Source organism: Plantibacter sp. CFBP 8775 (genome assembly GCF_014839505.1).
Classification (GTDB): Bacteria; Actinomycetota; Actinomycetes; order Actinomycetales; family Microbacteriaceae; genus Plantibacter; species Plantibacter auratus.
The window spans coordinates 2,619,294-2,639,180 of the sequence record NZ_JACYNV010000001.1 but is presented as its reverse complement, the minus strand read 5'-3'; the positions used below and the strand labels follow the sequence as shown (position 1 = coordinate 2,639,180).

Annotated in this window: 19 protein-coding genes; 12 read left to right on the top strand and 7 right to left on the bottom strand. The window is 71.2% G+C overall.

Annotation, left to right across the window (positions count from 1 at the left end; all coding sequences use genetic code 11):
* The first annotated feature begins 59 nt into the window (after positions 1-59).
* The 3 genes from IFR14_RS12440 (at position 60) to solA (ending at position 3,607) form a co-directional block, all read left to right on the top strand.
* A complete protein-coding gene (locus IFR14_RS12440; RefSeq protein ID WP_124769454.1) occupies positions 60-551 on the top strand; it encodes a PadR family transcriptional regulator in 492 nt (163 codons plus the stop codon).
* 61 nt (positions 552-612) lie between these two features.
* Entirely contained in the window at positions 613-2,316 is a 1,704-nt protein-coding gene (locus tag IFR14_RS12435) for an ABC1 kinase family protein (RefSeq protein ID WP_191941165.1), read from the top strand.
* A 130-nt stretch (positions 2,317-2,446) separates the two neighbouring features.
* Positions 2,447-3,607 (top strand): N-methyl-L-tryptophan oxidase, encoded by a 1,161-nt coding sequence (solA, locus tag IFR14_RS12430; protein WP_191941164.1) that lies wholly within the window; start codon positions 2,447-2,449, stop codon positions 3,605-3,607.
* A gap of 42 nt (positions 3,608-3,649) precedes the next feature.
* Here solA and IFR14_RS12425 read toward each other — a convergent pair whose 3' ends face one another.
* A complete protein-coding gene (locus tag IFR14_RS12425) occupies positions 3,650-5,452 on the bottom strand; it encodes a GAF domain-containing protein (RefSeq protein ID WP_198425043.1) in 1,803 nt (600 codons plus the stop codon).
* Positions 5,453-5,654: 202 nt separating this feature from the next.
* Here IFR14_RS12425 and IFR14_RS12420 point away from each other — a divergent pair, with 202 nt between their 5' ends.
* The 7 genes from IFR14_RS12420 (at position 5,655) to IFR14_RS21410 (ending at position 14,193) form a co-directional block, all read left to right on the top strand.
* Positions 5,655-6,929: a hydroxymethylglutaryl-CoA reductase, degradative gene (locus IFR14_RS12420; protein WP_191941162.1), complete on the top strand. Its 1,275-nt coding sequence runs from the start codon at positions 5,655-5,657 to the stop codon at positions 6,927-6,929.
* Positions 6,926-7,906 (top strand): hydroxymethylglutaryl-CoA lyase, encoded by a 981-nt coding sequence (locus IFR14_RS12415; RefSeq protein WP_191941161.1) that lies wholly within the window; start codon positions 6,926-6,928, stop codon positions 7,904-7,906. Before IFR14_RS12420 ends, IFR14_RS12415 begins: the two co-directional genes overlap by 4 nt.
* Entirely contained in the window at positions 7,903-8,577 is a 675-nt protein-coding gene (locus IFR14_RS12410; protein WP_191941160.1) for an FMN-binding negative transcriptional regulator, read from the top strand. The genes IFR14_RS12415 and IFR14_RS12410 overlap by 4 nt, the downstream gene beginning before the upstream one ends.
* On the top strand, positions 8,574-10,043 hold the full coding sequence (locus IFR14_RS12405; protein ID WP_191941159.1) for an amidohydrolase family protein: 1,470 nt from the start codon (positions 8,574-8,576) through the stop codon (positions 10,041-10,043). Before IFR14_RS12410 ends, IFR14_RS12405 begins: the two co-directional genes overlap by 4 nt.
* On the top strand, positions 10,043-11,707 hold the full coding sequence (locus tag IFR14_RS12400; protein ID WP_191941158.1) for an amidohydrolase: 1,665 nt from the start codon (positions 10,043-10,045) through the stop codon (positions 11,705-11,707). The genes IFR14_RS12405 and IFR14_RS12400 overlap by 1 nt, the downstream gene beginning before the upstream one ends.
* On the top strand, positions 11,704-12,885 hold the full coding sequence (locus IFR14_RS12395; RefSeq protein WP_191941157.1) for a M20 metallopeptidase family protein: 1,182 nt from the start codon (positions 11,704-11,706) through the stop codon (positions 12,883-12,885). Before IFR14_RS12400 ends, IFR14_RS12395 begins: the two co-directional genes overlap by 4 nt.
* Before the next feature lie 123 nt (positions 12,886-13,008).
* Entirely contained in the window at positions 13,009-14,193 is a 1,185-nt protein-coding gene (locus tag IFR14_RS21410; RefSeq protein WP_124769444.1) for a sensor histidine kinase, read from the top strand.
* Here the strand turns inward: IFR14_RS21410 and IFR14_RS12385 are convergent.
* Complete coding sequence (locus tag IFR14_RS12385; RefSeq protein WP_191941156.1) at positions 14,182-14,727, bottom strand: CGNR zinc finger domain-containing protein; 546 nt, start codon at positions 14,725-14,727, stop codon at positions 14,182-14,184. The genes IFR14_RS21410 and IFR14_RS12385 overlap by 12 nt on opposite strands.
* Positions 14,728-14,752: 25 nt before the next feature.
* Here IFR14_RS12385 and IFR14_RS12380 point away from each other — a divergent pair, with 25 nt between their 5' ends.
* Both IFR14_RS12380 and IFR14_RS12375 read left to right on the top strand, forming a co-directional pair.
* Positions 14,753-14,971 carry a hypothetical protein gene (locus tag IFR14_RS12380; RefSeq protein ID WP_124769442.1) on the top strand — a complete coding sequence of 73 codons (219 nt, stop codon included), beginning with the start codon at positions 14,753-14,755 and terminating at the stop codon, positions 14,969-14,971.
* Between the two features lie 102 nt (positions 14,972-15,073).
* On the top strand, positions 15,074-15,538 hold the full coding sequence (locus IFR14_RS12375; protein ID WP_079706065.1) for a carboxymuconolactone decarboxylase family protein: 465 nt from the start codon (positions 15,074-15,076) through the stop codon (positions 15,536-15,538).
* A 6-nt stretch (positions 15,539-15,544) separates the two neighbouring features.
* Here IFR14_RS12375 and IFR14_RS12370 read toward each other — a convergent pair whose 3' ends face one another.
* Genes IFR14_RS12370 through IFR14_RS12350 form a run of 5 tightly spaced genes read right to left on the bottom strand, consistent with a single transcriptional unit; the run spans position 15,545 to position 19,748 of the window.
* Complete coding sequence (locus IFR14_RS12370; protein WP_085514378.1) at positions 15,545-15,730, bottom strand: hypothetical protein; 186 nt, start codon at positions 15,728-15,730, stop codon at positions 15,545-15,547.
* A gap of 38 nt (positions 15,731-15,768) precedes the next feature.
* Positions 15,769-16,572, bottom strand: coding sequence for an ABC transporter ATP-binding protein (locus IFR14_RS12365; protein WP_124769441.1), 804 nt, complete (start codon positions 16,570-16,572; stop codon positions 15,769-15,771).
* 34 nt (positions 16,573-16,606) lie between these two features.
* Positions 16,607-17,683, bottom strand: coding sequence for a FecCD family ABC transporter permease (locus tag IFR14_RS12360; RefSeq protein ID WP_241160900.1), 1,077 nt, complete (start codon positions 17,681-17,683; stop codon positions 16,607-16,609).
* Positions 17,680-18,723: a FecCD family ABC transporter permease gene (locus IFR14_RS12355; RefSeq protein ID WP_236555586.1), complete on the bottom strand. Its 1,044-nt coding sequence runs from the start codon at positions 18,721-18,723 to the stop codon at positions 17,680-17,682. Before IFR14_RS12355 ends, IFR14_RS12360 begins: the two co-directional genes overlap by 4 nt.
* On the bottom strand, positions 18,723-19,748 hold the full coding sequence (locus IFR14_RS12350; protein ID WP_079706331.1) for an iron-siderophore ABC transporter substrate-binding protein: 1,026 nt from the start codon (positions 19,746-19,748) through the stop codon (positions 18,723-18,725). The genes IFR14_RS12355 and IFR14_RS12350 overlap by 1 nt, the downstream gene beginning before the upstream one ends.
* Between the last annotated feature and the right edge of the window lie 139 nt (positions 19,749-19,887).

Genomic DNA, 19,887 nt, shown 5'->3' with positions numbered 1-19,887 from the left:
GCGCAGGGTTCGGTAACGGCGGAGGCTTCGGCAACGGAGCCGGCTTCGGGACCGACGGCATGTGGCAGATGATGGAACAGCTGCGTTCGAAGTTCGAGAAGAGCGCCGGCTCGCGCGTCGGCCGCGGCGACGTCCGCTCCGCCGTGCTGGCCCTCCTGGCCGAGCAGCCGATGCACGGCTACCAGATCATCCGCGAGATCGAGGAGCGCAGCGGCGGCTCCTGGAAGCCGAGCGCAGGCTCGGTCTACCCGACGTTGCAGCTGCTGTCTGACGAGGGCATCATCACGGCCGAGGAGTCGGGCGGCCGCAAGACCTACGCACTGACCGAGGCCGGTCGCGACGAGGTCGCCGAGTCCGGGGCATCCGCTCCGTGGCAGAACGCCGAGTCGTCCGAGCACCCCGGCTTCACCGCTCTGCCGAAGGCCGGCGTCGAGCTGGCCCAGGCTGCAGCCCAGGTCGGCCGCACCGGTACGCCCGAGCAGGTCCAGCAGGCCGTCACCATCCTCGACGAAGCTCGCAAGCGCCTCTACGCGATCCTCGCCCAGGACTGACCGAGTGTCGTCGACCGGCGGGACGCCCAGCGACTCGGCGTCCCGTTTCGGCGAGCTCCCCATGAGCGGGCGGGCCGGCGTTCCAGCCGGCCCGCCCGCTCATGGGCGCGCCCGGTACCGTCGCATCCTCCGCTTCGCGAGCTGGCACCTGGCCGCTGCCTGGTGGTTCGAGATCGTCCTGCCGCGATTCGGGCTCATCAAGCTGACGGAGCGGACCCGCACGCGCCGCATGCAGAAGTTCGCACGACGGTTCCACGTGCTCGCCGTGGACCTCGGCGGCCTCATGATCAAGGTCGGCCAGTTCATGTCGTCGCGCCTTGACGTGCTCCCGCCGGAGATCACGAAGGAGCTCGAAGGCCTGCAGGACGAAGTCCCGCCCGTCGCCTTCCCTCGCATCCGCGCGCTCGCCGAGTCGGAACTCCGCGTCCCGCTCTCGCAGGTCTTCGCCGGCATCGACGAACGCCCCGTCGCAGCGGCCTCGCTCGGCCAGGCGCACCGCGCCCTGCTCGCTCCGGCGCTCGCCGCGGACACGGGGCTCGACGCCGTCGTGCTCAAGGTCCAGCGGCCGGGTATCGACGAGATCGTCACCGTCGACCTCGCCGCCCTGCGCAAGGTGGGCGGCTGGTTGCGCCGCGTCCGGCTCGTCTCCGACCGCGTCGACATGCCCGCACTCGTCGAGGAGTTCGCCGCGACGAGCCTCGAGGAGATCGACTACCTCCATGAGGCCGCGAGTTCTGAGCGGTTCGCCGCCGATTTCGCCGGCGACGACCGCGTCTCCGTCCCTGCGGTGGTGTGGGAGCGCACGACGCAGCGCGTCCTGACGCTCGAAGACGTCACCGCCATCAAGATCACCGACGCCGACGCCCTGCACGCCGCCGGCATCGACCCGGTCGACGTGGCACCCGTGTTCGCGGCCGTCATGTTCGACCAGCTCTTCACCAACGGGTTCTTCCACGCCGACCCGCATCCCGGAAACATCTTCGTGACGCCCGTCGACGCCGCCCCGGGCGAGCGCCCGTGGAAGCTGACCTTCATCGACTTCGGGATGATGGGCGAGGTCCCGCCGACCACGAGGCGCGGCCTCCGGAAGCTGCTCATCGCCGCCGCATCGCGCGACGGCAAGGGCCTGGTCGACGCGATCCGCGACCTCGGCGTCCTCCTGCCCTCGGCCGACACGACCGAGCTCGAACGGGCCATGACCGCGCTGTTCGGACGCTTCGGCGGCATGGGGTTCGCGGAACTGCGCGACGTCGACCCGAAGGAGTTCCGCGACTTCGGCAACCAGTTCAGCGAGGTCATCCGGACGCTGCCGTTCCAGCTCCCCGAGAACTTCCTGCTCATCATCCGCGCGATCTCGCTCACCTCCGGTGTCTGCAGCGCACTCGACCCCGAGTTCAACCTCTGGGACTCCGTCGAGCCCTACGCCGCGCAGCTGCTCCGTGACGAACGCGGCAACGTCGTCCAGGACCTCGGTCGCGAGGCACTCGACATCGCCACGGTCGCCGTCCGCCTGCCGAAGCGTCTCGACGCGGTCATCACGCGGGTCGAAGCCGGCACCGTCGCGACCACCAACCCGAGACTGGAACAGCGGATCGCGCGGCTCGACCGCACGACGGGCCGGGTCGTCTCGGCCGTGCTGTTCGCCGCGCTGCTCGTCGCGGGAGCCGTCCTCCGGTCCGACGATGCCGTGCTCGGCACCGTCTTCATGGTGGTCTCCGTCGTGCCACTCCTCCATGCACTGTTCTCGGGGCGCCGCGGGCGCTGACCCCGGCGAGGGGTCGTCGCCACGGCACACTCCTGACGCGAAAACCTGGATCATCGGTCCATAGGCCGGTCTCCGCCGCTCCAGCACACTTGCCTGAATCGATCGGGCGAGCATGAGGGAGCACCACCGGATGGAATCGTTCGACGTCGCGGTTGTCGGTATGGGAGCTCTCGGCAGTGCCGCCGCCTACCACCTCGCCCGTCGGGGCGCGAAGGTCGTCGCCTTCGAGCAGTTCGAACTCGGGCACGTCCGCGGCGCCTCGCACGACACCTCGCGGATCGTCCGGACGTCCTACGGCGCACCGCAGTACGTGCGACTCGCGCAGTCTGCCTACCGTGACTGGGCGGACCTCGAGCAGGAGTCGGGCGAGCGGTTGCTCACCATCACCGGCGGGGTCATCTTCCTGCCCGTCGACGGGCCCTACTCGGCCACCGACTTCACCGCGGCACTGGAGGAGTGCGGGGTCCCGCACGAGCTGCTGACGCCGGCCGAGGTGCAGACGCGGTGGCCGCAGTTCCGGATCCCCGAGAACGTGGAGACGGTCTACACCGCCGACACCGGCATCGCGCACGCCGCGCGCACCGTCGCGACGCTGCAGCTCCGTGCTCGGGCGCTCGGTGCGGACATCCGCGACCGCACCCGGGTCGACGCGCTGACCCCTGATGGATCCGGCGTCGTGGTGCAGACCTCCAGCGGCCCGGTGCGTGCCGGCAAGGTCGTCCTGGCCGCCGATGCCTGGGCCAACGAGCTGCTCGAACCCCTCGGCGCGGCGATCCCGCTCGACGTCATGCAGGAGCAGGTCACCTACTTCCGCCCGGCCGACGCCGGGCAGCTCGATCGCGAGCGGTTCCCGGTGTGGATCTGGGAGGACGAGGAGTGCTACTACGGCTTCCCGACCTTCGGGGAACCGACGGTGAAGGCCGCACGCGACGTCTCGGAGAACCGCATGTCGCCGGCGGAGCGCACCTTCGTCCCGTCGCCGGAGCTCACCGGGCAGCTGGCCGACTTCATGGCGGACCTCGTGCCGGCGTCGGGCCCTGAGCTCCGCACGGTGACCTGCCAGTACGCGCTCACCCCGGACCGGAACTTCGTCCTCGGCCCGCTCGAGGAGCACCCGGACGTCATCGTCGCCCTCGCCGCCGGTCACGGCTTCAAGTTCACGCCCGCGTTCGGACGCATCCTCGCGGAGCTCGCGCTCGACGGGGAGACGAGCGACGACATCTCGAGCTTCGCCCCGTCCCACGCCCGCAGCGCCGACCGCGTCTCACCGATGCCGACCTCCGCGAGCTGATCCGGAGCTCGGCGTGGAGCGGGCCGGTCCGAGTGCTGCAGGTTACCGTCCGGCCTGCAACTGCTCGCGGAGCTCGTCGAGGCGGACGGCGATGCCGAGCCGGAACATGCGCTCGTCCTCGCGCCAGGAGGCTCCGAGGACCTGGTCCAGCCGGTCGAGCCGCTGCAGGATCGTGTTCGTGTGGAAGTTCAGGGCGCGCGCCGTGCGGGTGGGGCTCGCGTTGTTCCGCACGAACGCGCGCAGCGTCCCGAGCAGGTCGGCGTTCCGCTCGGCGTCGTAGCGCCGGACGAGTCCGATGGTGTCGCGCAGGAAGTCCGCGAGCGCCCGCGCATCGGTGTCGAAGATCGCGGAGTAGGGCAGGAAGTCGTCGGTCGATGCGGTGAGGTCCGAGAGTTCCAGTGCAGCGATGAGTCTGGCGGTGCGCATCGCGCTGGTGAACGCGGAGGTGAGGGCGTCGGGAGCGGTGCGGGGCACGACGGCGACGACGGGGTGCTGGATGCTGCCGGCGACGTGTCGGCGGACGGCGTCGGCGTCGAGCGGCTGACGGCCGGAGGCGTGTGCGGCGACGACGTACCCGCGGTACTCGCCGACGAGCGCATGGTCGTCGAGTCGGCGGCTGAGCGCTCGGGCGGCGGTGGTCTGCTGGTCTCCCGGGACGGCGAGGAGGAGCAGGGAGTCGAGTTCGTGCAGGTCGATGCCGAGGCGCCTGGCGCGTCGTTCGACGTCGGATCGCCGTTCGGGCACGTCGTCGAGGAGGTCGGCGATGAGTTCGCTGCGGACGCGGTGGTCGGCACCCGAGGCCGCCTCCTGCTGGAGCTCGAGGAGCGCAGCGACCTGCGCCGCGCGTTCGACGGTGCGGAGGTCCACTGCGCCGAGCTCGAAGTCGCCGTCACCGAGGATGAGGGCGCCGAAGTGCCGGCTGCCGGCGGACAGGGCGGCGACCGCTCCGACACCGCCGCTCGCGACCAGGACGCAGTGGCCCGAGCGACGGCTGTCGGTGATGGCCGCGCGCGTGACGTCGTCGAGGTCGAGCATCCCGGGGGAGAGCGGGAGCCAGGCTGCCGCGATCACCCGGTCCTGCGCGTCGGTCACGGCGACCGCACGGCCGAGCGCCGTCGCGAGCGTGTCCGCGACGGGTGCGAATCCGCCCCCGGCGAGGACCGCCTGGACGAGTTCCTGGTGGACGGTGTTCGCCCGGTCGCGTTCGACGAGGTGGGCGGTGAGGTCCGCGAGGTTCCGTCGGCTGGCGTCCTCGGAGTCCTGCAGGTCGCGGAGGGTCTGCGTGGTCTGGAGGATCACCGAGGCGTGGTCCGCGAGCGCCGCCAGGAGCGCGACCTCGTCGGGGGAGAAGTCCTTCCGGTCGCGGTTGCCGACGAAGAGGACGCCGAGGACGTCGTCGCTCGTGAGCATCGGCACGCCGAGCAGGGAGACGAGCCCCTCCGCTGCGACCGCGTCGTCGATGCCCCGCTCGTGTCGATCGGTCGAGTAGTCGGAGTAGTCCGCGACCCACTGGGCCGTGCGCGATTCGACGACGACGCTCGCGAGCCCGCGCCCGGGAGGGACGCGCAGCGTCTGGAACGACGGACTGACGGAGCCACTCGTCTCGCGGACGCGCAACTCGTGGGTGACCGGGTCGAACTCGGACAGGTAGGCCAGATCGACGCCCATCATCTGGTGGGCGCGCTGGACGAGTCTGGCGAGCACGGCGTCGCTGTCGCGGAGCTCGGCCAGTTCGCGGGCGCTCGAGAACAGGGCTGAGAGCTCGTGCTCGCGGCGTCGCAGCCGGATCAGCTCCCGCTCGGTGTCGTGGGGTTCGGCGTCGACGAGGTCGGTGGCCGTTCGCACGTCGGCAGGCTCTCGCATCGGGTCTCCTGACTGGTCCCTCAGGAGTCTAAAGCGATGGCCGGTCCAGCGGGGTGTGGGATCCGCCCACACGATCGCCGATCCGCTGAGTCATCCGCCCATCGTCGTCGACGATCACCGCTCCTAGGGTCGTCTTGACCGCAGCACCGAGGATCCGGTGTCTGCCTGTACCGAAGGGCGACCCATGCCGAGAAACAGCCGAATCCAGGGGCTGCGCGACCACACGCCGGACGAGCGGCTCGACCTCGTCGCCGAGGGGGCCGGGATCGCGGCGGAGGCGCTCGCCGCACTGCGACCCGACACCGGCCTGTCGATCGCCCAGGCGGACCACCTCGTGGAGAACGTCGTCGGCGTCATCGCCGTCCCGGTGGGCGTCGCGACGAACTTCACCATCGACGGCGAGGATCGACTCGTCCCCATGGCGACCGAGGAACCGAGCGTCGTCGCCGCGGCATCCAACGCCGCCCGCATCGCGCGCGTGCACGGCGGTTTCCGGACGTCGTCGTCGGGCGACGTCATGATCGCGCAGATCCAGATCCTCGACGCCGTCGACCCGCACAGCGCGCGGCTCCGCGTCCTCGAGGCCCGCGACGAACTGCTCGCCCTCGCGAACGAGCTCGACCCGATCCTCGTCTCCTTCGGCGGCGGCGCCCGCGACATCGACGTGCGGATCCTGCCGACGCGGGTGGGGACACAGGTCATCGTCCACCTCCACGTCGACGTCCGCGACGCCATGGGCGCGAACGCCGTGAACACGATGGCCGAGGCGATCGCGCCCCGCATCGCCGAGATCGCCGGATCGCGGACCCTCCTGCGGATCCTCACGAACAAAGCCGACCAGCGCATCACCCGTGCCAGGGCGGTGTTCGACGCCGACCTCCTCGGCGGTGCGCAGGTCGTCGCCGACATCGTCGCCGCGAGCGCGTTCGCCGAGGCCGACCCGTACCGGGCGGCCACGCACAACAAGGGCATCATGAACGGCATCACGGCCGTCGTCCTCGCCACGGGCAACGACACCCGGGCGGTCGAGGCCGGCTGCCACTCCCACGCGGCGCGGTCTGGTCGCTATTCGGCGCTGTCGCAGTTCGAGCAGGACGCCGACGGGAACCTCGTCGGCACGGTCGAGGTCCCACTGGCCGTCGGACTCGTCGGTGGAGCGACGAAGGCACATCCGACGGCGCAGGCGGGCGTGACCCTCCTGGGCGTCGAGACGGCTCGGGAACTCGCGGCGGTCATCGCCTCCGTGGGCCTCGCCCAGAACCTGGCCGCGTGTCGGGCGCTCGCCGCCGAAGGCATCCAGCGCGGCCACATGACCCTGCACGCCCGGACGATCGCGGCGAGCGCCGGCGCGACCGTGGACGAGATCGGGGCGGTCGCGGCGAGGATCGTCGCTGACCGTCGGATCCGGGTCGAGTACGCACGCGAGGTGCTCGACGAGCTCCGGGGGACCTCGGCATGAGCGGCCTGCCGCAGCCCCGGATGGAACCGGTCGACGGTCTCCCGACGCGGGTGCGCGTCTACGAGGTGGCGCCGCGCGACGGGCTGCAGGCCGAGACGGACATCCTGCCGACGGCGGTGAAGGCGGAGCTCTGTCGGCGCCTGTACGAGGCGGGGTCGCGGGACCTCGAGGTGACGAGTTTCGTGCCGGCCACCTGGATCCCGCAGTTCGCGGATGCGGAACGGCTCGTCGCTGGCCTCGAGGTGCCGACGGGTGCGCGGGCGGTCGGCCTCGTGCCGAACCTGCGCGGCCTCCATCGGGCGATCGACGCGGGTGTCCGGGAGGTCTCCGTCGTCGTGAGCGCGTCGGAGTCGTTCGCCAGGGCCAATCTCAACACCTCGCGCGAGGGGGCCGTCGAACGGGCCGAGGAGGTCGTCGCCACCGCGACCGCGGAGGGCGTCCCGGTGCGCGGCTACGTGTCGATGGCGTTCGGGGACCCCTGGGAGGGTGCGGTCGATCCGGCGACGGTCGTCGAGGCCGCCGTCCGGCTGTACCGCGCCGGGTGTTCGACCGTCGCCGTCAGCGACACGATCGGGGTGGGGACGCCCGGGCTCACGACCCGGGTCGTCCGGGACGTGCTCGCCGCCGGGATCCCGGTCGAGGCGGTCGCACTGCATCTGCACGACACCTACGGGCAGGGACTCGCCAACGTGTACGCGGCGCTCTCGCTGGGCGTCGCCGAGTTCGACTCCTCCGTGGGTGGCCTGGGTCGCTGCCCGTACGCGAAGGGCGCCACCGGTAACCTCGCAACCGAGGACCTCGTGTGGATGCTCCACGGGCTCGGGATCGAGACCGGGCTCGACCTCGGGGCCCTCGCCGCGACGACCGCCTGGTTGGCGCGCGTCCGGGGCGTCGGAGCCCCGTCGAACGTGGCGACGGCCCTGGCGGCCGCAGCGTCCGCGGTCGACACCCCGAGCACCGCAGGAGGCGGCAGATGAGGCACACCACCGAGTACGTCCAGGACGACGTCGAAGCGGTCCGCGCACTCGTGCGCGAGTACCCCTGGGCGACGGTCGTCAGTCACGTCCCCGGTCGTGGGCTCGTCTCGTCGCACTATCCGGTCCTGCTCGAGGAGGACGAGGACGGGATCGTGCTCCTCAGCCACGTCGGGCGGCCCGATGAGCGACTGCACGAGCTCGGTCAGCACGAGGCCATGGTGATCGTCTACGGCCCCCAGGGGTACGTGTCGCCGAGTTGGTACGACACGTCGCCGGCCGTCCCCACCTGGAACTTCGCGGTCGCGCACCTGTACGGGGTGCCCGAACTGCTCTCGGACGAGGAGAACCTGCAGGTGCTCGACCGCCTCGTCGCCCACTTCGAGCGCGTGTTGCCCGAGCCGTACCTCATGAACGGGACGATCGCGAACAGCGAGTACGCGGCACGCATCGTCCATGGGACGGTCGGATTCCGCCTGCGCGTGACCCGGTTCGAGGCCAAGGAGAAGATGAGCCAGGACAAGCCGGCCGAGGTCGTCGAACGGGTGATCACGGCGCTCGGGGAGCCGGGTCCGTACCGGAACCCGAGCCTCGCCGCCCGCATGGCGGCCCTCCACGGGCTCGACTCTGGGACAGCGGCACCGACCACCGACGACGGGACACCGGCACGGTGACCGCGACCGACCTCACGCTCCGGAACGCACGACCCTCCGGCAGCGAGCCCGTCGACATCCTCGTCCGCGACGGTCGGATCGCCGGGATCCGACCGGCAGGGACGGCCCCGGCGTCCGGCGAGGTCGTGGACGTCGCCGGACGCACGATCGGACCGGGGCTCTGGGACGCCCACGTCCACATGACCCAGTGGGTGATCCAGCGGCGACGGATCGACCTGACGGAGACCGCCAGCGCGGCCGACGTCCTCGCGGCCGTCCGTCGCGCCGTCGACACCGATGCACCCCTCACCGACGGGTTCCTCATGGGGTACGGGTTCCGCGACGGCCTGTGGGCGCAGCCGGCGACGCTCGCCGCGCTGGAGGCCACCGAATCGGACGTACCCGTCGTCCTCGTCAGCGGCGATCTGCACTGCGCCTGGATGAACACGCGCGCCGCGCGACGACTCGGCCTGGACCTCGACGCGAGCGGGGTCGTCGCCGAAGCACCGTGGATCGAGGCGCTGCAGCGGATCGACCAGCGCTCGGGGCTCGCCGCACACGCCTACCGGGACGCCGCCGACGCGGCAGCCCGACGCGGTGTCGTCGGGGTCGTCGAGTTCGAGAACACCGACAATCTCGGCGAGTGGTCCGAGCGCATCGCGGACGGCGCGACGAGCCTGCGGATCGAGGCCGCTGCGTGGCCCGACCGTCTGGAGTCGGTCATCGCGGCGGGACTCCGCACCGGCGACGCGATCGACCCGGCCGGACTCCTCACCATGGGGCGGCTCAAGGTCGTCGTCGACGGTTCCCTCAACACGAGGACCGCCTGGTGCTGGGACCCGTATCCGGGCGTCGACCCGTCGAGTGCGCACGCCTGCGGGGTCGAGAGCGTCTCGGTCGACGAGCTCCGCCGACTGCTGGAACGAGCGAGGGGCGCCGGGATCGAGGCTGCCGTCCACGCGATCGGCGACCGAGCCAACACCGAGGTCCTCGACACCTTCGAAGCGCTCGGGATGCGCGGCGTCATCGAGCACGCCCAGCTCGTGCGCGAGCAGGACTTCGCCCGGTTCGCGAGCCTCGGGCTCATCGCGAGCGTGCAGCCCGAGCACGCGATGGACGACCGCGATGTCGCCGACCGCCACTGGAGCGGCCGCACGGGTCGCGCGTTCGCGTTCGGATCCCTGCACCGCGCAGGCGTCGGCCTCCGGCTCGGCTCGGATGCTCCGGTCTCGCCACTCGACCCGTGGCAGGCGATCGCCTCCGCGACGAGCCGGAGTCGCGACGGCCGCGACGCCTGGCACCCCGAGCAACGGCTCCCGCTGGACGTGGCCCTGACCGCGAGCGTCCGGACGTCGATCGCGGTCGGGCAGCCCGCCGACCTCGTCATCACGGACCTCGACCCGTTCGACGCCGACGCCGAGCGGCTGCGGTCGATGCCGGTCGCCGCGACGCTGCTCGGCGGTCGCTTCACCTGGCGCGCGATCTGATGGCAGCTGAGACGGAGACCCCCACCGTGACACCGCAACCCACCGCGACGCCGACCCGCTCGCAGCTCTTCACGAACGCCCGGGTGTTCACCGGCACCGACGAGACGGGCTTCGCCTCCGCGTTCCGCATCGTCGACGGCCGCTTCGACTGGGTGGGGGAGGCGTCCGCGGTCGCGTGGGAACCCTCGGTCGACCTCGGCGGACGCACCGTGCTCCCCGGCCTCATCGACAGCCACACCCACCCGGCGCTCATGGCCGCCACCGCCGTGGCCGCCGAGTGCTTCCCGCCGTCGGTGGTCTCCATCGACGGACTCGTGGAGCGGCTGCGAGAGCACCAGGCGACGCTGACCGCGCCGAGCGCCTGGGTGCTCGGCCGCGGGTTCGACGACACGAAGTTCCCCGAGGGGCGGATGCCGACCACGGCCGACCTCGACGCGGTGTCCGCAGAACGCCCCGTCCTCGTCTGGCGCTGCGACGCCCACTCCGCTGTCTGCAACACCGCGGCGCTCCGCCTCGCGGGCATCACGGCCACCACGCCCGACCCGGCCGGTGCGCGTTTCGAACGCGGACCGGACGGCGAACCGAACGGCGTCCTCACCGAGATCGCCGCGGTCGAGGCGGTCGCCAGGTTCATCCCGGTGCCGGAACGCGACGAGCAGGTCGCCTCGCTCGTCGCGATCGGCGAAGAACTGGCCTCGCGAGGGATCGTCGCCGTGTGCGACCTGCTGTCCAACCGACTGCACGACCCCCTCGACGCCTTCCGCGCCGCTGCCGCCAAGGGGCTCCGCACCCGCGTCGCCCTCTACCCGGGCTGGGACCCCTCCGCGCCACTCGCCGAGCTGACCCCGGGCGATCGCGAGGGGCGGATCCGCATCGGCGGGGTGAAGGTCGTCCTCGACGGGGCCTACTCGAACCGCACCGCCTGGGTCGCCGAACCGTATCCCGAATCCTGCGACCACGGACTCCGACTCGTCGAGGACGACGACGTCCTCACAGCCGGTGCCTGGGCTCGCCGCAACGGCGTCCAGCTCGCCGTGCACGCCATGGGCGACCGCGCCCTCGACCGCGTCGCGAGCCTCTTCGAAGACCAGGAACCCTGGCTCGAGGGCATCCCCTCCGTCCGCATCGAGCACGCGACCATCATCAGCGAGGAGTACGCCGAACGGCTCCGCTCCGCGCGCATGACGTTCGGGATCGCCACCCACACCGTGTTCTTCTTCGCCGAATACGACGGCTACGAGCTCGCCTTGCGCGCCGAACAGGTCCCCGACGCCTACCCGATCGCCCGGTTGTTCCGCACCATCGGGCCGCTCGCGCTCTCCTCCGACCGCCCGGCCACCGCCTGGAGCGGCGCCGACGATGTCATGCTCTCCGTCGAGGCCGCCGTCCGACGCCAGGCCTACAACGGCGCCGACTTCGTCCCCGAGGAAGCCATCAGCGTCGCCCAGGCGCTCCTGCTGTACACGGGACGAGCCGGCCTGCTCTCGCCGCTCGACAGCGTCGGCCGGATCGCCACGGGGTACGACGGCAGCTTCGCCGTCCTCGACCGCGACGTCTTCTCCGTCCCCGCGGACGAGATCGCCACCGTCCGGGTCGCCGAGACCTGGATCCGCGGCGAGCAGGTGTACCGGCGCTCGCCGCAGGACGAGGGGGTCCGCTCATGACCGGCTTCCAGGGGGACGCGACCGCGATGCGCGACGAGCTGATCGCCGTCCGACGCGAACTGCACCAGACTGTCGAGATCGGCCTCGACCTGCCCGCCACCCAAGGGATCATCCTGCGCGAACTGGCGGGTCTCGGCCTGGAGATCACGACGGGCACCGGACTCTCCTCGGTCGTCGCCGTCCTCCGGGGCGGTGCCCCCGGCCCCACCGTGTTGCTCCGTGCCGACATGGACGGTCTGCCGGTCACCGAGGCGACCGGGCTGCCGTTCGCGTCGACCTCCGGGGCCATGCACGCCTGCGGCCACGACCTCCACATGGCGGGTCTCCTCGGCGCCGTCCGCCTGCTCGTCGCCCGTCGCGACGACCTCGCCGGCACGGTCGTGTTCATGTTCCAGCCCGGGGAGGAGGGCCAGGCCGGCGCGCGGATCATGCTCGAGGAAGGTCTGCTCGACATCGCCGGAGAGCGACCCGTCGCGGCGTACGCGCTGCACGTCGACTGCAGCACCCCACGCGGGCAGCTCGTCACGCGCGAGGGCGCGATGATGGCGAGTGCCAACGCGTTGCAGCTCACCCTCCGCGGGACGGGCGGTCACGCGGCGTTCCCGAACCTCGCCGTCGATCCGGTGCCGGTCGCCGCACACCTCATCCTCGCCGTGCAGACCTTCGCGGCCCGTCGGCTTCCGGCCACCGACCAGGCCGTCATCTCCATCACCCGGCTGAGCAGCGACTCCGAGGCCAGCAACGTGCTCGCCTCGGCCGTCAGCCTGGAGGCGAACATCCGCACACTGTCGAAGGCGACGCTCGAGACGGTGCGTGAGCAGCTGCCTGAGCTGCTGACCGCGATCGCCGAGGCGCACCGCTGCACCCTCGAGTCGACGTTCATCGCGTCCTACCCCGTCACCGTCAACGACCCGGAGGAGACGCGGTTCGTCCTCAGCACGCTCGACGCACTCGTGGGGCCAGGCCGGGTCGTCCGCCAGGAGGTGCCGTCGATGGCATCGGAGGACTTCGCCTACATCCTCGACGAGGTCCCCGGCACGCTCGTCTTCGTCGGTGCCGCCTCGGACGAGGGCTCCGTCGCCCTGCACTCCGAACGCGCGGTGTTCGACGACGACGTCCTGGACCTGCAGGCCGCGGTGCTCGCCGAACTCGCCTGGAGGCGCCTGCAGCTCGCCTGAGCGACGGTCGACCGTCCGGGTGGCGAGTGGGACATCCCGGACGTATCCGACAGTCGGGGCAGCGCATGTGCCCTGGATGGGTAGCATGGACACGTTCCGGATTCCGACGACGAAAGGGCGCGCGTGATCACCGCAGAGGACATCACGAGGCGCTCCGCGATCGCCGAATACCAGGTCGTCGGTCGTCCGCCCGAGACGGACCTCGAGAGCCTCGTCCACCTCGCCGCGGCGATGTGCGGCGTGCCGACAGCCGTCATCAACATCATCGACGACCGGTTCCAGCACCAGATCGCTGCAGTCGGGTTGGAACCGGCGAGCTGCTCGCGCGAGGACTCGATGTGCGCGGTCGTGTTCCAACAGCAGGTGCGGACGATCGTTTCAGACGCTCGTGAGGACCCGCGCTTCGCGGCGAACCCCTTCGTCACCGGTGAGCTCGCCAACGTCCGCTTCTACGCATCGAGCCCGCTCGTCACCCCCGACGGCGTCCCGATCGGCACCCTGTGCATCTTCGACGACCGGGTCCGTGAGCTGACTCCGGAACAGGGCAAGGCGCTCGACCTCCTCGCGAGGCAGGTCGTCGACGTCCTCGAGCTGCTCCGCCTCACCTACGAGCTCGGCCAGTCCAACGAGCAGCTCGCCCAGTTCGCCGGCCAGGTGAGCCACGACCTGCGCAACCCGCTCATGGCGGTCTCCGGGTTCCTCGAGCTCGCGACCGACAGCCCGGAGATGGCGAACGCGCCGCACGCGGCGAAGGCGCTCGCGCGAGCCGAGTCCGCCGCCGATCGGATGGCGGCGATGATCACCGACCTGCTCGACTTCGCCCGGATCGGTGGCGCCCGTCCGCGACGCGCCCCGATCGACCTCGGGCCGCTCGTGTCCTCGGTGGTCGAGGACCTCGATGCGACCATCACCTCGACCGGCGCGACCGTCGACGTCGACACGCCTTTCCAGGTGCACGGCGACGAGACGTTGCTGGGCGCGCTGCTGCAGAACCTGATCGCGAACGCGGTGAAGTTCAGTGCGGCCGCCGGAGTCGTCCCGCACGTGCTGGTGCAGGCCGAGCGGGTCTCCGCCGGGGTGCTGGTCGCGGTCGAGGACAACGGTCCTGGTGTCGCTCCGGAGCAGCGTGAGCGCGTCTTCGACCTCATGGAACGCGCGGCGGGGAGCGAGGTCGCCGGCCTCGGCATCGGCCTCTCGACCTGTCGACGCATCGTCGAGGCGCACGGTGGCCGGATCGAGATCGACGAGTCGGGGCTCGGGGGAGCGAGCGTCTGGTTCCTGTTGCCCGACGCCCGATCAGCGGCCTGAGCCGCCCGCGCGTGCGCGGTGCCTGCGGACGCCCGACCGGTTGGCGCACCGCACCGAGCAGTAGCGCTGACGACCGTTGCGGGTGACGTCGACGACGACCCGCCGGCAGGTGTCGCCGGGTTCGGTCCCCGCGGCACACCGACCGAGACGCTGCATCCCCCTCGTCGTCAGGTGGAGGGCGGTCCCGACGCTGATCACCGCGCCGAGGACCTCGGGGAGCGCCTGGTGCTCGTCGCGGTAGTGCAGGTGCCACCCCTCACCGTCGTGGTCCGTCAGCCGCGGGAACGCGGCCGCAGCGGCCATCTGACGGTTGAGCGCGGCCGCCCTGGCCTGATCGTCTGCCGCGTCGACGACGGTCAGCCACTCGTCGACGACCCGGCGGACGCGGGCGTGGTCATGGGGGACCTCGGTGAAGGGCATCGTCATCCCGTGCTCCCGGGTGCGGGCGACGATGACGTCCCGGTCGTCGGGCCAGTCGTTCGCGAGCGAAGCGGCCAGGAGGACGGCGTACGAGCCGTAAGGGTTGAGATGCATAACGCCATTACATCATGGTGGAGTCATGACCCTCCTCGACGCACCCCCGCAGTCCTCCGAACCGTCGCCGAACGCCGTCGACGCCTGCCGCCACATCTGGGCGACGGAGTCGGCGCACACCACCTCGGAGGGGTCGCTGCGCTACCTCCGGTGCGCCGCCTGCGGCATTCGTCGGGTGGAACTGCGACCCCACGGCGACGCACCGGCGGAGCCGGTCACGCGCCAGGACATCCCGCCGCGGTGACGCATCACCGAGACCGTCCACGCTGACGTCCTCCCGCCACGCGCGTTAGCGTTGGAGGAGTGGTCTGCGGGACCGCACCCGCCCAGTGACGAGAGGAACCCCATGAGCGCCGACGTCTGGCTCGACAAGGAATCACCCGAGGTCTATCAGGCGCTCGTCGAGACCGGCCGCGCCGCGGGTCGCGCGGCTCTCGACGCCGGCATCGACAAGCGGCTCATCGAGCTGATCCGGATCCGGGCCTCGCAGATCAACGGTTGCGCGTACTGCCTGCGTCTCCACGTCGCTGACGCGATCGCGCTCGGCGAGACCACGGAACGCCTCGCCATCCTGTCCGCCTGGCGCGACAGCGAGTACTTCAGCCCGGTGGAGCAGGCCGCACTCGCGATCACCGAGGACGTCACCCTCATCGCAGACGTGCAGCATCGCCGGCGACTGCCGGACGACGACCTGTCGACGCTCACGAACGGTCAGATCGCCGCGGTCCGGTGGCTGGCGATCGTCATCAACGCCTTCAACCGCGTCTCCATCACGAGCCACTACCCGGTGCACCCGGAGCAGGCGGACTGAGGGCGCTCAGTCCTTCCGGCGCCTCGCGCCTCGGAACCACGCTGCGACGCGGGTGCGCAGTCCGTCGGAGTACTCGTTCGAGAGGTCGAGGGTCTCCTTGCCGAGATCGCCGCCGTTCCTGATGGACTCGAGCGCCCGCAGCGCCCGGGCCTCCTGCTCGGCGGCTCGCTTCCTGCGGTCCTCATCACCCATGCGCCCAGCCTAGACGCGGTCGACGGTGACGCCCCCGTTCAGACCGTCACGTGGTGACGGCCGATCGGCAGCATGAGCGGCTTGCCCGAGGTCGGGTCGGTGATGACCTGGTTCTGCAGTCCGAACACCGCGCGCACCGTCGACTCCGTCAGCACCTCGTGGGGTGTCCCCGCCGCATGGAGGCGCCCACCGGCAAGGGCGACGAGGTGGTCGGCGTAACGTGCGGCGAGGTTCAGGTCGTGCAGCACCATGACGATGGTCGTCCCGCGGGAACGGTTGAGGTCGGTGAGGAGGTCGAGCACCTCCACCTGATGGCTCACGTCGAGGAAGGTGGTCGGTTCGTCGAGGAGGAGCAGGTCGGTCTGCTGCGCGAGCGCCATCGCGATCCACACGCGCTGACGTTGTCCGCCGGACAGCTCGTCGACGTGCCGGTCCGCGAGCTCGCTCGTCTCGGTGGCGTCGAGCGCCGCAGCGACCGCGACGTCGTCCTCGGTGCTCCAACGAGAGAGGAAGCCCTGGTGCGGGTGTCTGCCTCGCCCGACGAGGTCGGCGACCGTGATCCCCTCCGGTGCGATGGGCGACTGGGGGAGCAGGCCGAGCGTGCGTGCCAGCTGCTTCGCCGGCAATCGGTGCACGTCCTTACCGTCGAGGACGACGCGGCCGCTCCGAGGCGTCAGTAGGCGGGACATCGAACGCAGCAGCGTCGACTTGCCACAGGCGTTCGCGCCGACGATCGCCGTAACCCGGCCGGGCGGAACGAGGAGGTCGAGTCCGTCGATGACGGTCCGGTCGCCGTAGCCGAGTGCGAGTCGCTCGACGAGGAGCTGGTGTTCCGTGGTCACAGGGTGCCTCCGGGATGGTCGGGTGGCGTGCCGGTCACAGCGAGCCACCGGCGCGGTTGGTGCGGATGATGAGCCAGATCAGGAACGGTGCCCCGAGCACTCCGGTCACGACGCCGACGGGGTAGCGCGCGCCGAGGAGGTACTGCCCGGTGAGATCGGCGACGAGGACGAGGAGGGCGCCCACGAGCGCGGCGGGCACGAGCATCGACCCGCCGCGTCCGACGATCCGCGAGGCGATGGGGCCGGAGAGGAACGCGACGAACGCGATGGGGCCCGACGCCGCTGTCGCGAACGCGATGAGGCCGACTGCCGCGACGATCACGATCAGGCGGGTCCGGTCGACGCGGACGCCGAGTGCGGCGGCGGTGTCGTCGCCGAGTCGGGTCGCGGCGAGGTTCCTGGACTGGGCGAGGAGGACGGGGCCGAGCACGAGCAGCGCGACGACGACCGGACCGACCTGCGACCAGCTCGTCCCGTTGAGACTGCCGGTCAGCCACCGGGTCGCCTCCTGCAGGTCCCACTGGGCTGCCCGCGACAGGATGTACGTCGTCACACTGTCGAGCATGGCGGCGACACCGATGCCGATCAGGATGAGTCGGGTTCCGGCGACGCCGCCGCGGTAGGCGAGGACGTACACGAGGACCGCGACGGCGAGGCCGACGACGATGGCGAAGACCGACACCTCGGTCGCGCCGAGGGAGAGGGTGACGATCGCGAATGCGGCGGCCGCGCTCGACCCGGCGCTGATGCCGATGATGTCCGGACTCGCGAGGGGGTTCCGCAGCATCGTCTGGAAGGTGACGCCGGCCAGACCGAACGAAGCCCCGGCGATGACCGCGAGGACCGCCCGGGGGAGCCGCAACCGTCCGACGGTGAAGGAGGCGCCCGGCACGTCCTGACCGAGGACGACACGCACGACGTCGCTCGGCGGATAGAAGGTGTTGCCCACCATCAGGGAGATCAGGAAGACCGCGACGATGAGTGCGGCGAGGGTGGTCATGACGGCGACCCGGCGACGGCGGCGCCCCCGGCGTCCACCGACAACGCGGTCGAGGGTCGAGGGCGTCCGTCCACCGAACCCGGGCGCCGCGACGGGTTGGCGCTCGGTCACAGGGCGCTCACCTTCTGCCGACGGACGATCGCGATGAAGATCGGAGCGCCGATCAACGCGGTGATGATGCCCACGTCGATCTCCGCGGGGCGGGCGACGATGCGGCCGAGGACGTCGGCGACGGTGAGGAGGATCGCCCCGACGACGGCTGAGAAGGGGAGGAGCCACCGGTGGTCGACGCCGACGATGAGCCGACAGGCATGCGGCACGACGAGCCCGACGAAGCCGATGGGACCGGTGACCGCGGTCGCCGCCCCGCAGAGCACCACCGAACCGAGGGCCGCCGCACCGCGTGCGATGGCGACGCGTTCACCGAGGCCGGCGGCGAGCTCGTCGCCGAGCGCGAGGGAGTTGAGACCGCGTGCGGACAGCAGGCAGACGAGGAACCCGACGACCAGGAACGGCAGCACCTGCTCGAGTTGCACGACGGTGGCACCACCGACGCCACCGATCTGCCAGGACCGCACACTGCTCGCGATGTCGCCGCGGGGCAGCACGACGGCAGTGATGACGGAGGCGAGCGCGGCGGACGTCGCGGCGCCCGCGAGGGCGAGCTTGAGCGGTGTCGCGCCACCTCGGCCGAGCGAGCCGACCGTGTAGACGAAGACCGCCGTGGCTCCGGCGCCGATGATCGCGACCCAGATGGTGGTACTCGCCGCTGCGAGCCCGAAGTACGCGAGGCCGGTCACGACGGCGAGGGAGGCGCCGAGGTTGATCCCGAGGATGCCGGGGTCGGCCAACGGGTTCCGGGTGACGCCCTGCATGACGGCTCCCGAGACGCCGAGGGCGGCACCGGCGAGGACGGCGAGGAGCGTCCTCGGGATGCGCTTGGCCACCGCGGCCTGATCGAACCCGTCCACGCCGCCCGAGAAGGCGCCGAGCACGGCGGACCACTCCACGTCACGCGATCCGACGGTGACGGAGAGGAGCATCGCGGCGAGGAGGACGAGGGCCGCGACGAGGAGCCAGAGCCCACGAACCCGCCTCGGGCGTCGCACGACGGCGACACCCGAGGCGGGTGGGGTGGCGGTACCGGTGATCACGCCGCCTGGTCAGCCGCCTGCGCGAGCAGCTTCAGGTAGTCGTCGAGGATCCAGGAGATCGAGAGCGGCGTCGGGTTGGCGGCGGTTCCGAGGGGGCTGGTGCCGGGGAGGGCGACGATGGCGCCGTTCGCGACGGCGGGCATCTGCGACAGCAGCGGGTCGGCCTCGAGTGCCGCGATGAGCTCGTCGCCGCCGTACGTCACGATGATGTCGACGTCGCTGAACGCGTCGGCCTGTTCGGCGCTCTGCGTCAGGGAGAACAACTCGGTCTCGGCGGAGGCCGTCGCGACGCTCTCGGGGAACGCGAGGCCGAGGTCCTCGAAGAACGCGGTGCGGGTGTCGTGGGTCGTGTAGTAGCTGACCTCGCTGAGATCACTGGTGTCCACGTGGGTGAGGAACATCGCGGTCTTGCCCTCGAGCTGCGGGTACGCCGCCGCCGCGTCGCTGATCTCGTCCTCGAGCTGCGTCACGAGTGCTTCGCCCTCGTCGGCCATGCCCATCGCCTCGCTGTTGAAGAGGATGGTGTCGCGCCAGGACGTGCCCCAGGCGGTCTCCGGGTAGGCCACGACGGGGGCGATCTCGGTGAGGGTGTCGTAGTCCTCCTGCGTGAGCCCCGAGTAGGCGGCGAGGATGACGTCGGGGTTCGTGTCGGCGACGGCCTCGAAGTCGATCCCGTCGGTCTCGTCGAAGAGCACCGGGGTCTCGGCGTCGAGCGCTTCGAGTTTCTCCTCGACCCAGGGGAGCATGCCATCGCCGTCGTCGTCACCGAAGTTCGCAGCGGCCATCCCGACGGGCACGATGCCGAGGGCCAGTGGAACCTCGTGGTTCGCCCAGTTCACGGTGGCGACGCGCTCCGGCTTGGCGTCGATCGTCGTGGTGCCGAGGGCGTGCTCGATCGTGATCGGCGTGAAGCCGTCGCCACTGCCGGTGCCTTCTTCGGCCGACGACGACGAGCAGGCCGCGAGGCCGATGGTGAGGAACGCCGCCGCGGAGAGGGCGACGAGACGTGATGCGCGCTGCATGGGGTCCTTTCGGGTGCTGCTGGCTGACACCTGCGTGCGGGCACGACGAACGACGGCGTCGGAGGACGTCGTCGAGGGGTCGGGCATGGCGGCCGTGAACGGCCGGCGTCACACGCGAGGAGGGGATGATGAAGGATTG

Bases quoted from the DNA above. Each gene is read 5' to 3' on its own strand.
- IFR14_RS12435 (WP_191941165.1), top strand. From the start codon at position 613: ATGAGCGGGCGGGCCGGCGTTCCAGCCGGCCCGCCCGCTCATGGGCGC.
- solA (WP_191941164.1), top strand. From the start codon at position 2,447: ATGGAATCGTTCGACGTCGCGGTTGTCGGTATGGGAGCTCTCGGCAGT.
- IFR14_RS12410 (WP_191941160.1), top strand. From the start codon at position 7,903: ATGAGGCACACCACCGAGTACGTCCAGGACGACGTCGAAGCGGTCCGC.
- IFR14_RS12375 (WP_079706065.1), top strand. From the start codon at position 15,074: ATGAGCGCCGACGTCTGGCTCGACAAGGAATCACCCGAGGTCTATCAG.
- IFR14_RS12350 (WP_079706331.1), bottom strand. From the start codon at position 19,748: ATGCAGCGCGCATCACGTCTCGTCGCCCTCTCCGCGGCGGCGTTCCTC.
- IFR14_RS12400 (WP_191941158.1), top strand. From the start codon at position 10,043: ATGGCAGCTGAGACGGAGACCCCCACCGTGACACCGCAACCCACCGCG.
- IFR14_RS12395 (WP_191941157.1), top strand. From the start codon at position 11,704: ATGACCGGCTTCCAGGGGGACGCGACCGCGATGCGCGACGAGCTGATC.
- IFR14_RS12440 (WP_124769454.1), top strand. From the start codon at position 60: ATGTGGCAGATGATGGAACAGCTGCGTTCGAAGTTCGAGAAGAGCGCC.
- IFR14_RS12415 (WP_191941161.1), top strand. From the start codon at position 6,926: ATGAGCGGCCTGCCGCAGCCCCGGATGGAACCGGTCGACGGTCTCCCG.
- IFR14_RS12380 (WP_124769442.1), top strand. From the start codon at position 14,753: ATGACCCTCCTCGACGCACCCCCGCAGTCCTCCGAACCGTCGCCGAAC.
- IFR14_RS12370 (WP_085514378.1), bottom strand. From the start codon at position 15,730: ATGGGTGATGAGGACCGCAGGAAGCGAGCCGCCGAGCAGGAGGCCCGG.
- IFR14_RS12420 (WP_191941162.1), top strand. From the start codon at position 5,655: ATGCCGAGAAACAGCCGAATCCAGGGGCTGCGCGACCACACGCCGGAC.
- IFR14_RS12385 (WP_191941156.1), bottom strand. From the start codon at position 14,727: ATGCATCTCAACCCTTACGGCTCGTACGCCGTCCTCCTGGCCGCTTCG.